Raw genomic sequence first — 13,656 nt, forward strand, 5'->3', positions numbered from 1 at the left:
GGGGTACTACTCCGTTTTGTACGCGGAGTCCAGTAATTCTTTACACGGCTCGCACGAGACGGAGTTCAGCGAGCCGCCGCAACTGTTCCTGTTGAGCGCCGACCATGCGGAAAAGAGGCATCTGCTCTCGACCCGCGCGATAGAAGGTGTGCATGAAGAAGTCGAACTCGCCGAGGTAGAGTTCGGCGAACTTCTGATCCTCGGTCAGGATCGTGAAGGCGTGGTTGCAGTAGCGATCCGCGAGCTTGACGATCGACGACCGGATGTCCCCGGAAGCGCGCGGCAAGCTGATCTTCTTGGCCTCGAACCGGCCAAGTCCAGCCGGATCGGTGACGCGATCGACGATGCCCCCGATGTCGTCGCCATAAGCGTACATGATGTCCTCGACGGTGAAATCGCTCTCCGAGTTCGGGTCCTCGACGATGTCGTGGAGCCAAGCCGCCGCATTGGTCGCCACGTCGGTTGAGTGCAGAGACACCAGACCGGCGACGGCCGTCAGATGGTGCACGTGGGTGAAGTCCTTGCCGTAGCGCTGGAACCTGTGGTGGTCGATCGCCAGAGCACGTGCTTTGTCGATAATCGTTCGGTCTGCTTTCATGAGCCATTGTCCAGATTTGCTTGACGTTTTGGTATGTCAAGCGTATCTCTACAAGTTCAGAGAATCCTGTCAAGCAATTCTTGCAGCCCTTGGTTAACGGCGCGGTGGCGGAGTGGTTTGACGCACTGGATTGCAACCCCAGTCACGCCGGTTCAATTCCGGCCCGCGCCTCCAAGGGCTACTAAATGATTATCCTTGGCATTGTAGCCAACCAGCAGAACGGTGGGACTTACGGCACGCCGCCGCCTGTGTCGGCCAAATGGCGCGTGCTGGTGAACGAAACCGGCAGCTACGCTCCGAACACGACCGTCTTCATCAACAAACTCGAATGGCTCGATGCGGCCGGTGCCGTGATCTCGGTTGCTAGTGCCGATCATTCCGCCAACGCCTCGGAGGGATCGCATCTCCCGCAGGCCTGCTTCGACGACATCGATGGAACTTACTGGGCAGGACCTCGCGACAGCGGCACGCTCTACGGCGTCAACGCGTGGATTCAGACCGCTTGGGCGGCCGAAGTCGAAGTGCGTGGCGTGCGATTGCAGGCGGGCTGGGACAACACGATTGGCAGCCCGGCCGAGTTCTCGGTTCAGTACCTGACGCCGGGCGGGGCGTGGCTCACGCTCTTCAAAGTGGTCTCGCAGGTCGACTGGGACATTCAGGAACTACGCAATTTCCACCTTGGCGGACGGGTCTGGCGTCTCTGGGTCAACTCGACCTTGGAAGGCACCAAGGTCGCGATCGGCGAGATCGAGTTCCGCTCGGTCGCCAACGTGTCGGAGCGCCACAACGACGACGGCGGGCAGCCGCTGGTCAACTATCAGGCGTTGCCTGAGAGCCGCTTCAACGCGTTTGACAATGACCCGGCAACGGTCTGGTCGGCGAACACGCTGCCGGCGCGCATCGAATACTGGTTCCAGACGACCAAGCCGGTGGAGCAGGTCGCCGTTTTTGCGGTCGCGGATCGTCTCGATCAGCAGCCGCTCACCACTCAGCTTTTCTATTCGGACGACTACGGCTTCTCGTGGACGGAAGCAGGCGACGTTCCGGTTCTCAGCGTCAGCGGCGGCTACGGCCTCGGCTACGGCTATTTCTACGGAGGCTCTTAATCATGGCATCTCGTTCTCTACCCGGCTTGGGATTGACCGGTTTCTGGGACCTCGGTGCCAGCGACTGGAAGCCCGGCATGGACACCAACATGCGAACGCTGTCGGTCCTCGTGCAGACGGCCGTCCTGTCGCGCACGGCGGCTCTCCCCGGATCGCCTGTTGACGGCAACATCGCGATCGTCGCAACGGCCGGGCCACACCTGAATGACATCGCGATCTTTGACGCTGGCGCATGGGTCTACGTCACGCCGAAGGAAGGTCACTTCGCGTGGGTCATGGATCAGGAAGAGCTTGTCATGTTCGACGGCTCTGGCTGGGTAGTGTTCTCGGCTGGCGTCAAGAACCTGGCCGAACTTCTCGATGTCGATGTCACAACCGCATCCCCGACTGATGGTCAGGTCCTCAAGTGGGATGCCGTCGCCGACAAATGGAAGCCGGGCAACGCCGCCGCCACTCTGGCGGGGTTGACCGACTACGACGGTACGCCGCCGCCTACCGAGGGTCAGGTTCTGACCTACAACGACACGACCGATAAGTGGGAACCACGAAACCCCTCGGCAGGGAATCTCGCCGGTCTGGGCGACGTGGATTTCGCCACCGATGCGCCCGGCAATGGTGATCTTCTCCAGTTCAACGGCACCAGCAGCAAGTGGGTGCCGTTCACTCCATCCATCGAACTGAGCGTCTTTGCGTCGGGTACGCTCGACACGTCGGAAGTGATTTTTTCCCATATCGCAGGAAAGGGATTCACTCTCCCGTCCGCCCTGACCGGGTCGCTGGCCGTTGCCGCTGTCGCGTCGACCGGCACCGCCGTCTTGAAGATCAAGAAGAACGGCGCGGATGTCGGGACCATCACGTTCACGGCGTCTGCGACCGGCGTCTTCGCCATGGCCTCCGCGACCGCGTTCGTGGCTGGCGACATTCTCAACATCGTCGCGCCTTCCTCGCCCGACGCCACCCTTGCCAACATCTCGGCCTCGCTGGTCGGCTCGCTTACGTAGGAGGTTCCCAATGGGACTTGCATTGATCGATGGTTTTGACGACTACGCCAGTTCCGCTGGCGGGGAGGGCGGCTCCGACGCCGTTTGGGTCGGCTTTGGTAGCCCTCCTGCCTCGACCTATATCACGGGGCTTCTCGGCAGCGGCCGAGCCCTCAATCTGGTCGGTGCCAACAACACGGGCGGGCGCAGCCGAAACTTTGCTCAGGCGATCGGCGACGGTGCCATCTTGAGCTTCCGGTTCAAGGCCAGTCAGTTTGGCCAGTTCGCATTGTTCGGATTCGGAGGCATTTTCGCAAAAACGAATAGTGGTGGCCAGATTCAGATTTGCCGTGGAGGTTTCGACACCAACAACAACACCGTTATCCTGTATTCGAGTGGTAATCTGGCCATCAATACTCCCTATTTCATTGAAGTGAAACTTGTAGGAAAGACCTCCGGAGGCTCGCTTGAACTCTTCGTAGATGGGAACTCGTGGGGGACGTTCTCCGGGCAGACCCAGACCTTCAACGGCATTAGCTCGGTGCAGCTTGGAGCCGGGCAGTCTGGTCAGACGTGGGCATACGATGATCTCTATGTGCTTAACGATGTCGCAGACGTTCGCCTCGGCGACATGAAGGTCGTCACCCTGCTCGCGAACGCAGACACCGCAGATGCGGACTGGACCCCGAGCACCGGCACCGATGGTTATGCGGTGATCGATGACGATCAGGCCAATACTTCCGACTATCTGTCGGCGTCTAACGCTGGCGATCTCAGCCTCTTCGATTTCGCGAACCTCGGATTCTCTCCTGCCACTGTCGCAGGAATCGCGATCGAAACGCTCGGCAAGAAGTCGGATGCAGGCACGACCACGATTCGAAACGTCGTCAAGTCCGGCAGTGCCATCGCCAACGGCACGACGCGCAGCGTGGGCACGGCGTTCGGTTATCAGGCGCAGGACATCTTCCCCACCGACCCGAACACGAGTGCGGCTTGGACCGGCGCGGCAATCGACGCCCTCAAGGCCGGCATCGAGCGTGTCGCCTGATCGAAATCATAAGGGAAAATATCTATGAGTCTGCTTTGGATCGATGGGTTTAACCATTACGGGACGAACGGGAGTCGGCTGGCAGCCTCGGCGGCGGGTGCCTATGACACCCTCCTGAACAACTCGGGAACGGTGTTTGTGGACCAGCCCGCAATGGGCGGTAAGGGTGCGCAGCTTTCCGCCACAGGTGGTGAAGGCTTTGCTCTGGCCAAGGCCTATCCTGCGCCCTACTCGTCTGGGGCTTTGGGGGTAGGTTTCCACATGATTTATCCGGTTTCGTTCAACACGCTCGATTTCATCGTCTTTATGTCTTCGACGGGCACGGTGCTCTATCGCATCCAGTTGAATGAGGGCACCGGTAAGCTGGCCATCTTGAATGGCGCAGGCACTACCCTCGCCACTTCGGCCGGGACCCTCGCCAACATGACCTACTACCATGTTGAAGCGAAGATGATCATTGCTGGATCGTCCGCTGGCTCTATCGAGGTCCGCATTGGAGGCGACACGTTTGTCGCTGCAACGGGCATCACGACCAACGGCACGGCGGTCGGCCAGATCGCGTTCGACCAGCGTGTCGCAGGTGGCGATTCGTGTGTCTTCACGATGGGAAATTTGTATCTCTGGGACGGCGCTGGCTCTGTTAACAACGACTGGATCGGAGAGAAGAAGGTCTATACGGCGCTTCCGAGCGCCGACACTGTCGATGCTGATTGGGCGCTGTCGACGGGCACCAGCGGGTACGATCTGATCAACGACGTTCCGGCTGTCGACGCCACTCGCTATCTGGAGTCGTCGACCGTGGGCGACGTGTCGATCTTTGAGACGGCGGACGTGGTTCCGGCTTCGCTGGCCATCGCTGGCGTCATGACGGTCGTGCGCGCTGAAAAGACTGACTCCGGCGCGGGCACCTTGGAGTTTGGCCCTGTACATGCTGGCGTGCCTAGCTTGGCTTCCAAGGCGCAGACCAACGCCCAGTTCCTTTGGGCTGCCAAGGTGGATCAGTTGAACCCGAGCACAAGCGCTCCTTGGACCGCGTCCGAGGCCAATGCTGCACAGATCGAATTGCGTCGGGCAGCATGACGGTACGTGTCTCTGAATCCGCACTTCTGACCCTCGGCTCGGCGGACGCAAATATTCGCGTCTCGGAGGCAGCGCTTCTCGTGCTCGCTCCGATGGTTACCACCCCTAGTGTAGCCCAGCAGCGCATCCTCGCTCTCGCGAGCGCGACTGTTGATGCCCGTGTTTCCCAGCAGCGCATTCTTGCTCTCACTGGCTCGGAGGGGCTGGAAGCCGACGTGGCTCAGGTGCGTGTGCTCGCGCTCGTGAGCACTGCGGTAGCAGCGCCTGCTCCCAAGCGCCGCATCCAGAACGTCAACTACGATTTCTAAAGGCTCCAGATGAATTTCAAGATCGTCACGCAGGACAACTGCCCGCACTGTGTGCGTGCCAAGGACCTGATCATGTCGAAAGGGTCGACATACGAGGAAACGAATATCTCGGCGTTGCCGGAGCTTGTTCGTTCGACCTTCAAGGCTCAGTATAAAACGGTGCCGCAGGTCTTTCTCGAAGGCGAACTGATTGGTGGGGCGGATGCTCTCGAAATCTGGTACGCTAATCGTTAACTGCAAGCGTGTATTTGCCGTCTTCTGATCGCTTAAGGACCCCGTTCTTTGTCAGGTCTGACAACTGCGCCCAGATCGTCTGCTTCCGAACATTGTCGCCTATGCGATCTCTGATCTCCGCGCTTGTGAGCGCTACGTCGGATTCTCTTATGACGGACAGTATTTGTTCTTTGGCGGAGGCTGGTTTGTCAATCAGGCCAGCGACAAAGGCACGACCGGGACTGGATCGCCGTAGGCTTTGATGGTGGGGCTGGGCAACTACCTTGGCAGTAGACCTGCCGATGGATTTGTCGTTAGGAGTTTCGTGGTGGTCTGCCTCGCCGGACACCGGGAACTGATGATACCCTCCCTGACTAATAGGTCCTTCGAGACTTACGATCGTCTCGCGCGCGTCTCTGAGTTTGGCGATACGTGCTTCGAGTGCACTAATTTCTGCATCGATCTGCGCGATCATATCTAGGATTCCCATCCTTCTCTCCGTTATGCACTTAAAGGTGTTGCGTCAAACGGCGGCTCGCGCCGCCGTGATGCAACCTGTAATACGCGCAATGCGTGCAATTAGCTCTACCATCTCCGACACAAAGCGGAACATGATTAAGGCGCGGCATATTCACACAAAAATATTACCCCACTTTTAGAAAATCTAATCGTCGCATAGCGCGGGCTCATAGACGACTGACAACGTGACCGCCCCCGATCGGTTGTTGCGGCATTCTGGCACATAAAAAAGGCCCCGGCGAGAGTTCGCCGAGGCCTTTTTCTGTGCTCAATCGTTAGTCCGATAGGTGTACCCTTCCCAGTCCTCACGCAGGACACCGTGGGTTAAGGTCCATTCGTATCCGCCGCCGTCGAGCTTGGTGACGGCCGGCAGGTCCTCAACGCTGAAACCTGCCTCGGAAGCGTCGAAGCTGAACTGGAGGTTCGATGAGAGGCCCGACTTGCGTCGGACCTCCATGAACTTCCGGATCATCGCCCGCGTGGGCTCCTTTCCGGTCGCCTTCTTCATCCCGCGATCTCCACACCTTCAAGCTCGGCGTCGAAGTCCGTCTTGTCCCTCGCGAGATCGAGCAGGGCGTCGATCGACTCTTCTGCCTTCCGGTAGGCCGCGACGATCTCCTTCGTCAGCTTCACGTCGCCGAGGTTGACGATCTTGCGGGCGTTCAGCGATCCCATTCCATCGACATGGGCTTCGGCGTCGACCTGCCGGATATGAATCGTGCACTCGGCCGGGCTGTAGAAACCGCCACTCCCCGGCCGCGCCTGCTTCCACCAGTTCCAGAAGGCGTCCTCAACGGACTCTGCCTTGCCCCATGCGTTTGCTCCGACCACGACAAAGTGGTCGAGATTGATGCGCTCGCTCATGTGTTGACACTCCTATTTGGTTTTCAAAGAACACGGCCAATATCGACCGTGCATATATTATAGCACACTGGTACAGAATTGCAACAACTTTGTTATTACAAAGTATACTAGCCATACTATACTAGGTTGAGTGCAGACGTTGCTTTAATACTTACTTAGACGCGGAAAAGGCCCCGGTTTCCCGAGGCCTCCAAGATTTCCAAAGATGAGTGCAGAGCTTAGAATGATCCCGATCGGGGTCGCTGTCCGAAAAATCGATACAAACTTAGGACAATGATCCCGATCGGGATCGTGAGCATGATGACGGATTGGCGGAGAGTTGGGGTCTTGATCCCCAGACCCCTTCCGAGGTCCGCGCCGATTTCGAGTCGGTCCCGGCTCGCCTGTCCGGTTAACTCTCCAGATTTGGTCCGTGGGGAGAGTATGTGCGCTCCCACAGTCTTAGACGGCCGCTTTACAGGCGGTTAGGCTCACTCGTGCCCAGCCCACGGATATACGCTTTCGCGTATAAATGACGGATATACGGTTTCGCGTATAGGAGATGGCGGAAGGCGGAGGCCCTGATCCCCAGACCTCCTGAGAGGTCCGCTTTGATTAGCAATCGCGCCCGACCCGAGCCGGTTCACCTTCCTGAATTGTCCTGACCTTTGTCAGACACGGGCCTTGTCCGTGTCACCGGCCCGCAGCGGGCGTAGGAGGCCGTCAGGGGAGCCTTTCTGGCGGAGAGCGGAGGACATGAGCCCCAAACCCCTTGCGAGGTCCGCAGCGCTTTCCAAGCGTGCCCGGCGCGCCTGTCCGGATCACTCTCCAATTGGTCCCGGTAGGAGGTTATGATCCTCCGACCTTGCCCTTATGAGGGGCCTGCACTCCCTGCCGTGCTCTACCGGGTCAGCGCCGGACAACCTGCATAGGGCCGGCCGACAGAAGGTCTTGTTTGATGGCGACGGCGCAAGCCTCTTCCGCCGTGGCTTTCATCTCCAGAGCCCCAACGGCGAACTGATCGCCGGAGCCGAAGACGTGCCACTCGGCCGTGACCTCGTAGGGAGGATCGTCGCCCTCGAAGCGGATGCAGATGCCATCCGGCTTGATCACGAAGCCCGTACAGTTGTCGTCCTTGCCGGTCGGCTCGATATGCGGGCTGGTGAACTCTTCGTTCTTGAGGAACTTGGGAAAGTCCGCCGATCGGCACCAACGTATGAATTTGCTGACGTAGGGTGCCTCGCCGGTCCCGCCGACGAGATAGGCTTGGCCGTCGACTTCGACGCGGGCGATTTTCTCGGCCGAGCCGAGGACGTGCCAGTTGCGTCGGATCAACTGAGAATCCGACGCAAGCACGCCGTCACGATAGACGAGGACGGTCATCAGTAGCGCGCGGCTCCGAGGGAACGCGACGGCGCAGCGCCAAGGCCGGTCTCGGTCGAGGCCTTCTTCGACTTCTTGTTGTCGTTGAAGAACTTGTCGAGCGACTGCGCCTTGACGGCGGCGACGATCAGCCGGACGACGGCGACCGGATAGGTCTTGGCCTCGGCCGTGAACTCGCCGAAGGTGGCGGTCGACAGATCGTCGGTGCCGTTGCCGATGCGCCCGCCGACATCGCCCTTGCCGAGAATGCTGTTGACAGCCTTGGCGGCATTGGACACGTCGGTGAGGTCGGTGCCGAGCAGCTTGTTGGCTTCGAGCAGCACCACTTCTTCGTCCTGCGACTCGCTCAGGTCGGCGAGCTTGAGGAAGGTATTGCGATCCATTCTGAGAACTCCGTCTGGTTGTGATTGACAGAGCCATGCCTAGAACTGCTTGACGATCATGTCAAGCAATTCTTGCAGATTAAAATTGGATCGGCGGGTAGGGGTCGAACCTACATCGGCTGGTTCAGAGCCAGCGTGCTTACCATTAGCGACCACCGAATAGAACTGGTGCCAGCGGGAAGTTGTCGAGCTTCCGGCCTCTGCTTTTTCAGAGCAGCGCTCTCACCATCTGAGCTACGCTGGCATATTGGCTCCCGACGCAGGAATCGAACCTGCCGTGTGCTGATTAACAGTCAGCCCCGTCCACCTTGTTCGGCTGTCGGAAATATTCTTGGAGAACCGGGTGAGATTCGAACTCACGGTGCCCTTTCGGGATCGGGTTAAAAGCCCGTCGCCTTCGACCACTCTGGCCACCGGTTCATGTTCTGGATTTTTAGGAAAAGCGCTGGTGCCCCAAGAGAGAATCGAACTCCCGACCTTCGCTTTACGAAAGCGCTGCTCTACCGCTGAGCTATTGGGGCACTGCGATCCCGGCCTGATAGTCGGTCGGCCGCGCGCCGTCAAGTTCTGGAGCCCCATGCGGCGTTCGAATCCGCATCGTCCGCTTACAAGGCGGCTGCATCACCACCAATGCTTCAAGGGCTGGTGCTCTCGCGAGGAATCAAACCTCGGCTCCGGCCTTACGACGGGCGGCGACTACCACTGTCTTACAAGAGCAAATTTGGTGTGCCGGCTGAGGATCGAACTCACCTTGTCGCGGGTTAAGAGCCCGCCGCTAAGCCACTCAGCTACCGGCGCATTGGTGCCAACACTTGGGATTGAACCAAGGTCCTTCCCATACCAAGGGAACGTCCGTACCTCTGGACCATGTCGGCAGAAACAGATGGTGGAGAAGGTGGGACTCGAACCCACCGCAGCGTCCGTGCAAAGGATGCCCGCTTACCCTGAGCCATCCCCATCTGAAAGAATTGTTCCGATCGGCGGGCGAACCCCGCGTCATCTCCCCGGCTAGACAGCACCGAGGTTTTGCAGCCGCCACTTGTCTAAGGCGGAGCCGCTATGTCCGGTTGACCGCATGCGCAGTCCACCGCTGCTCGTCGTGATCTGAGCTACGACCGAACTTGGACCTTCCGGCTGGAGTCGAACCAGCGGCAATCCGCTTCGGAAGCGGGCGCTCTGTCCGGCTGAGCTACGGAAGGGAAATTGGAGCGGGTAGCGAGATTCGAACTCGCGCCTTCGCGTTGGCAACGCGGTGCTCTTCCGACTGAGCTATACCTGCAAATCACGTGGTGCCGGGCTGGGCATTACTCCGTGCCCGGCTGACCGAGGAATGCTTCCACCGTGGGTTTCACAATGGCACTCGATCCCACTGCTCGTGGAGCCAACAGGCTCGATCTCTCCAACGGGACCGCAGTGAAGCTACCGGCGCGCCTTTCCTCTTGCTAAAGGAGTTCCAGCAGGACTTTCGCAACCGTGCAGATCGTTGGTAAGGCAGGTCATGATCTTGAGCCTTTAGCTGGCTCGCACCCTGCGCGCTTCGGAGAGCCAGAAGGCTCTATCCCTTTAATTTCGTGTCGGCGGCGGGATTTTTACCCGCGTCCTCCGGACTGTGCCCGGCGCTCTCTCACGCTTACTCGGACATCCTTCCCTCAACCGGTGTTGAGAAGACTGCGACCGAGCGGCGTCCTACGACTTCCGGCGCTGGCCTAGCGCCTACTCGCTTTCGGGCCTGAGCTACACCCACTTCGTGCCCATCATTGGACGGACGTTCCTGCTTTGGAGACCAGCACAAGACCGCCGAGGCGGAGTGTCAACACAAACGGAGCAGTGGACCCCGTAGGGGAGCAAAGCTCAATTCGCTCATGCTGGTCACCAAAACAGGTGACCATTTTTGGAAGCCTGAGACTACAGCTTTCCGCGAGCGCCTTCAAGGATTATCCACCGCCTTGCGGGCGAGGTTCCCTTATGATCCACGCAGCCGGTTGCCCTAACCGCGTATCGCTCAATGCCGCCTTATTTGAAGCGTGGCGTATCGCTTGTCGCTACGTGCTACTCGGCGGCTTCATGTCCGTTGGCCTTGCGAGCCACTAGCCGGTGCGTCCGGCTCCGTTCACTCTCTCACCGACATCCTCCAGCTTGCGGCTCTTGGATGACCCAGTTCCCCGAGGGGCTGGGCGTTTGGCATCTTACACACGTAACCGGGTCAGTCTTTGCGTTTGTTATCTGAGGCCGGGGTTGAACCGGCGACCGATGGTTCCTGAAACCATTGCACTACCACTGTGCTACTCGCAACCCATCGAGACGTGCTGACCCAGTCGCTCCAAAGTCCTTTTGAGACCCGGAATACAACACGCCTACTTCTACCTTTCGCCCGGCTGGGGCTACTCGATCGTCTTTCGCGATGTCCACGGCGTTGCGGCCGTCCACCTGTCCAGACTGCCAGTCGCCCTTGGCCGCGAAGCCTCGAACCTACTGACTACCCTTCGTCATCCGTCCTCGATAGGTTTGCGTGACAGCCCGGAGCTTGCAGGCTCCCTACCGTGGCTAAACCGTTGGCCTCACCACAGTGCTTTTCGAGCGGGGCTTTCGCCCGCCGACCGTCCCTATCTTCTGACCTATTCCGCCTTGCGGGCAGACCGGGATCGCTTCCCGTGACTAGGCTTGCAAGGGTGAACGCATTGCTGCGCGGTGGGCATTTGGGGGTCCCACCTTTGGGCCGGTTGCCCGGCTTATCCTAATGACGCTTTGCCGCCAAACTCTGGAGCGATCCGGCGAACCGTGCCGCTCTTCGTTGTCCACATACCTACAGAAGGCATGCTGGTCTGTCAACTAGAAAAATCATCACCTGTCAATTAATTCTGGACAACGGCTCTGATTGGAATTGGCCTGCACGGTAGGGGTCGAACCTACATCTTCCTCCATTACCTTTCTCATGGTTCGTAGCCATGGGGGTTACGTGCAGAATTGGCGCGCCATACGAGGATCGAACTCGCCTTCTCCGATCGACAGTCGGAGCCCTTCACCAAGACGGGAAATGGCACTTATAGGTTTTCAAGAGGGGAAGACCGGCCGCAGCCGCTCCCAGCGATCCTTTCGGGTAGTCCTCTCCCGAGGACGGAAATCATCAGACTCCCATAACCGCCAGTGACTTGCCATGGACCCCTTCACTGGTTGGCGTTGACGCGTGTCGCCGCGCCGTCGCTCTTGAAACTTGGAACAGGGAGCCCGGTTCGAACGGGCGATTCCGGAGACACAATCCAGCCGGTTACCAGCTACCGTCATCCCTGCATAAATTGGAGCGGACTGCGGGAATCAAACCCGCCTTGGCAGCTTGGAAGGCTGTTGCCTCATCTTGAAGAAGCCCGCAATATTTGGTGTCCCGAGCAGGACTTGAACCTGCAACCCGAAGGACAGCGTTCTCAACGCTGAGCGTTTGCCATTTCGCCATCGGGACATGTTTGGTGCGCGTCGGAGGACTCGAACCTCCAGCTTTACGGGTCTGAGCCGTTTGCGTCTGCCATTTCGCCACACGCGCAATTGGTGCCCCACCCGAGAGTCGAACTCGGAAAACCCGAGTTTTGAGCCCGGTACGTCTGCCAGTTCCGTCAGCAGGGCGTTGTCTACTTGCTAAGGCACAAAGCGCGTTTGTGTCTTAGCAAGTGGACAAAATGACGTGGCAAAGGTTGAGAGATTCGAACTCCCGCCGCAAGGTTTTGGAGACCTGCATGCTAACCGCTACAACAAACCGATCCACGTATCCCGGCCGGACAGATTCCCGGCCGGGATTGTGTTTGTCATCATACTCACGATGTCAAAGAACGCAGCCCGAGGGCTGATAGGTAACACGAAAAAGGCCCCGGAGATTTCTCGCCGGGGCCTTCTGAAACTCTGATGGGGCTGGTTTAGAAAACCGTGCCACCATCTCCAGAAGACCCCTTGATACCGAAGCTATTGGCGGTATCCAGCAGACGTGCAGAGGCGCGAAGCGAGCGCTTCGTTCCCTGTGTCATCTGGTGCCAATACAACGCTTTCACGGTAGTCTTCCTATCCACGTCCCTCGGAGATATGCGTCTGGCGCAGTGATCGATCCGAAGGCACATTCAAATTCTTTTCGACCGCAAAGGCGATCTCGTGAGCCAAGCTCAAGTCGAAGGATGGCACGAACGCCACCAAAATGTCAACCATAAAAATCCGACCGGCTCAACTATTTCTTTACAGGTCGCACGGTCGGAGTTTGATCCTTGGTAGCCCACGACGGTTTCGATCCGTCTTCTACGACTTGAGAAGCCGTTGTCCTAGCCACTAGACGAGTGGGCCATGTTGGTTCCGCATGAGGGTTTCGATCCCTCTTTTCCGGCTTGAAAGGCCAGCGTCTTAGCCATTGGACGAATGCGGCTGGTGCTCGCTCACGGTTTCGATCCGCGTACCTCCGCCATGTCATAGCGGCGCTCTCCCGAGTGAGCTAAGCGAGCAGAACTTTCGCGCACCTGAGATACGCGAAAGTTCGTATTTGGTCCCAGTACAGAGAATCGAACTCTGATCAACCGATTATCGATCGGACGCTCTACCGTTGAGCTATACTGGAGTAATGGTCCCCGAAGAGAGATTTGAACTCCCATGCGCGCGGTATGTAACACCGCCGTTCTACCAGTGAACTATTCAGGGTCACCGTGCCGATACTTTCGCACCGACACGATGGGGCTTGTTGGTCTGGGTACGGTGTTCCGCCCACCGGCATCCGGCTTCCAAGGCCGGTACTCTTCTGCACGAGCTTTACCCAGTTGACGCAAAGAAAAAGGCCCGGTGCTTTCGCGCCGGGCCTTGGACTTCGCAGTTGTCTATGTGGAAGGATGTTCCTTAGACGCGCACGATCTCCCGACCCGATGCAAGCACCGGTTCGACTTCGGGGATAATGACGACGTTCATGGTCACGACTAAGGTTCCTTCAAATGGTTGCGGCAGGTCGGATTTGAACCGACGATCTCCACGGTATGAACGTGGCGAGATGGACCGCTTCTCTACTCCGCACGGTCCTTCTCTCACAGTGCGGAGTTTTTGTCAACCGTTTCTTTACACGGCTCCGAAACTTTTTAGAGCCAACTCCAGAACCAGTCCCACCAAGACAGGTCCTTCGCCGGTTCCGCGCCGATGTTGCGCGGTCCCTTGGCCGGGTCCTGATCATCCTCGGCGGCGGC

12 protein-coding genes and 23 tRNA genes are annotated in these 13,656 nt (G+C 58.6%); 7 read left to right on the forward strand and 28 right to left on the reverse strand.

Annotated elements, in window-relative coordinates; all coding sequences use genetic code 11:
* Window positions 1-40: 40 nt before the first annotated feature.
* Window positions 41-598, reverse strand: coding sequence for an HD domain-containing protein (locus EOA36_RS00910; protein WP_127275222.1), 558 nt, complete (start codon window positions 596-598; stop codon window positions 41-43).
* Between the two features lie 98 nt (window positions 599-696).
* On the opposite strand from EOA36_RS00910, the gene EOA36_RS00915 reads away from it, so the two are divergent.
* The 7 genes from EOA36_RS00915 to EOA36_RS00945 all read left to right on the forward strand — a co-directional run bounded on the left by EOA36_RS00915 (window position 697) and on the right by EOA36_RS00945 (window position 5,354).
* Window positions 697-772, forward strand: a tRNA-Cys gene (locus EOA36_RS00915).
* Window positions 773-783: 11 nt separating this feature from the next.
* Window positions 784-1,704, forward strand: coding sequence for a discoidin domain-containing protein (locus EOA36_RS00920; RefSeq protein WP_127275223.1), 921 nt, complete (start codon window positions 784-786; stop codon window positions 1,702-1,704).
* 2 nt (window positions 1,705-1,706) lie between these two features.
* Window positions 1,707-2,705, forward strand: coding sequence for a DUF2793 domain-containing protein (locus EOA36_RS00925; RefSeq protein ID WP_127275224.1), 999 nt, complete (start codon window positions 1,707-1,709; stop codon window positions 2,703-2,705).
* A gap of 10 nt (window positions 2,706-2,715) precedes the next feature.
* Window positions 2,716-3,732, forward strand: a complete 1,017-nt coding sequence (locus EOA36_RS00930; protein ID WP_127275225.1) for a hypothetical protein — start codon at window positions 2,716-2,718, stop codon at window positions 3,730-3,732.
* Window positions 3,733-3,756: 24 nt separating this feature from the next.
* Window positions 3,757-4,812 carry a hypothetical protein gene (locus EOA36_RS00935; RefSeq protein WP_127275226.1) on the forward strand — a complete coding sequence of 352 codons (1,056 nt, stop codon included), beginning with the start codon at window positions 3,757-3,759 and terminating at the stop codon, window positions 4,810-4,812.
* The gene (locus EOA36_RS00940; protein ID WP_127275227.1) at window positions 4,809-5,120 is read left to right on the forward strand and encodes a hypothetical protein; all 312 of its coding nucleotides are present in this window, start codon (window positions 4,809-4,811) and stop codon (window positions 5,118-5,120) included. The genes EOA36_RS00935 and EOA36_RS00940 overlap by 4 nt, the downstream gene beginning before the upstream one ends.
* A 9-nt stretch (window positions 5,121-5,129) precedes the next feature.
* Entirely contained in the window at window positions 5,130-5,354 is a 225-nt protein-coding gene (locus EOA36_RS00945; RefSeq protein ID WP_127275228.1) for a glutaredoxin domain-containing protein, read from the forward strand.
* Here EOA36_RS00945 and EOA36_RS00950 read toward each other — a convergent pair.
* From EOA36_RS00950 to EOA36_RS01085, 27 genes are all read right to left on the reverse strand, one after another.
* Window positions 5,344-5,808: a hypothetical protein gene (locus EOA36_RS00950; RefSeq protein WP_127275229.1), complete on the reverse strand. Its 465-nt coding sequence runs from the start codon at window positions 5,806-5,808 to the stop codon at window positions 5,344-5,346. The genes EOA36_RS00945 and EOA36_RS00950 overlap by 11 nt on opposite strands.
* A gap of 312 nt (window positions 5,809-6,120) precedes the next feature.
* Window positions 6,121-6,360, reverse strand: coding sequence for a hypothetical protein (locus tag EOA36_RS00955; protein ID WP_127275230.1), 240 nt, complete (start codon window positions 6,358-6,360; stop codon window positions 6,121-6,123).
* Complete coding sequence (locus EOA36_RS00960) at window positions 6,357-6,716, reverse strand: hypothetical protein (RefSeq protein WP_127275231.1); 360 nt, start codon at window positions 6,714-6,716, stop codon at window positions 6,357-6,359. The genes EOA36_RS00955 and EOA36_RS00960 overlap by 4 nt, the downstream gene beginning before the upstream one ends.
* An 888-nt stretch (window positions 6,717-7,604) precedes the next feature.
* Window positions 7,605-8,078: a hypothetical protein gene (locus EOA36_RS00970; protein ID WP_127275232.1), complete on the reverse strand. Its 474-nt coding sequence runs from the start codon at window positions 8,076-8,078 to the stop codon at window positions 7,605-7,607.
* The gene (locus EOA36_RS00975; RefSeq protein WP_127275233.1) at window positions 8,078-8,461 is read right to left on the reverse strand and encodes a hypothetical protein; all 384 of its coding nucleotides are present in this window, start codon (window positions 8,459-8,461) and stop codon (window positions 8,078-8,080) included. The genes EOA36_RS00970 and EOA36_RS00975 overlap by 1 nt, the downstream gene beginning before the upstream one ends.
* 86 nt (window positions 8,462-8,547) lie before the next feature.
* Window positions 8,548-8,620, reverse strand: a tRNA-Gln gene (locus EOA36_RS00980).
* Between the two features lie 7 nt (window positions 8,621-8,627).
* Window positions 8,628-8,705: transfer RNA gene (locus EOA36_RS00985), tRNA-Phe, on the reverse strand.
* A 4-nt stretch (window positions 8,706-8,709) separates the two neighbouring features.
* Window positions 8,710-8,786 (reverse strand) — tRNA-Asn (locus tag EOA36_RS37020).
* Window positions 8,787-8,793: 7 nt separating this feature from the next.
* A tRNA-Lys gene (locus EOA36_RS00990) sits at window positions 8,794-8,881 on the reverse strand.
* Between the two features lie 26 nt (window positions 8,882-8,907).
* A tRNA-Thr gene (locus tag EOA36_RS00995) sits at window positions 8,908-8,982 on the reverse strand.
* Between the two features lie 122 nt (window positions 8,983-9,104).
* Window positions 9,105-9,178: transfer RNA gene (locus EOA36_RS37025), tRNA-Thr, on the reverse strand.
* Window positions 9,179-9,183: 5 nt separating this feature from the next.
* A tRNA-Lys gene (locus tag EOA36_RS01005) sits at window positions 9,184-9,259 on the reverse strand.
* A gap of 2 nt (window positions 9,260-9,261) precedes the next feature.
* Window positions 9,262-9,336: transfer RNA gene (locus EOA36_RS01010), tRNA-Thr, on the reverse strand.
* 247 nt (window positions 9,337-9,583) lie between these two features.
* A tRNA-Arg gene (locus EOA36_RS01015) sits at window positions 9,584-9,660 on the reverse strand.
* Between the two features lie 5 nt (window positions 9,661-9,665).
* Window positions 9,666-9,740, reverse strand: a tRNA-Gly gene (locus EOA36_RS01020).
* A gap of 1,686 nt (window positions 9,741-11,426) precedes the next feature.
* Window positions 11,427-11,502 (reverse strand) — tRNA-Asp (locus EOA36_RS01030).
* Window positions 11,503-11,673: 171 nt separating this feature from the next.
* A tRNA-His gene (locus EOA36_RS37030) sits at window positions 11,674-11,749 on the reverse strand.
* 6 nt (window positions 11,750-11,755) lie between these two features.
* Window positions 11,756-11,827: transfer RNA gene (locus tag EOA36_RS01035), tRNA-Gly, on the reverse strand.
* Between the two features lie 6 nt (window positions 11,828-11,833).
* Window positions 11,834-11,915: transfer RNA gene (locus EOA36_RS01040), tRNA-Leu, on the reverse strand.
* Between the two features lie 5 nt (window positions 11,916-11,920).
* Window positions 11,921-11,996: transfer RNA gene (locus EOA36_RS01045), tRNA-Leu, on the reverse strand.
* Between the two features lie 3 nt (window positions 11,997-11,999).
* A tRNA-Leu gene (locus tag EOA36_RS01050) sits at window positions 12,000-12,076 on the reverse strand.
* Between the two features lie 59 nt (window positions 12,077-12,135).
* A tRNA-Trp gene (locus EOA36_RS01055) sits at window positions 12,136-12,213 on the reverse strand.
* A 490-nt stretch (window positions 12,214-12,703) separates the two neighbouring features.
* A tRNA-Glu gene (locus EOA36_RS01060) sits at window positions 12,704-12,778 on the reverse strand.
* A gap of 79 nt (window positions 12,779-12,857) precedes the next feature.
* Window positions 12,858-12,933 (reverse strand) — tRNA-Val (locus EOA36_RS01070).
* Between the two features lie 39 nt (window positions 12,934-12,972).
* Window positions 12,973-13,046: transfer RNA gene (locus EOA36_RS01075), tRNA-Ile, on the reverse strand.
* A 4-nt stretch (window positions 13,047-13,050) separates the two neighbouring features.
* Window positions 13,051-13,126 (reverse strand) — tRNA-Val (locus tag EOA36_RS01080).
* A 285-nt stretch (window positions 13,127-13,411) separates the two neighbouring features.
* Window positions 13,412-13,489: transfer RNA gene (locus EOA36_RS01085), tRNA-Met, on the reverse strand.
* Window positions 13,490-13,656 lie beyond the last annotated feature (167 nt).

The sequence above is a fragment of the Mesorhizobium sp. M8A.F.Ca.ET.021.01.1.1 genome, assembly GCF_003998025.1.
Taxonomy (GTDB): domain Bacteria; phylum Pseudomonadota; class Alphaproteobacteria; order Rhizobiales; family Rhizobiaceae; genus Mesorhizobium.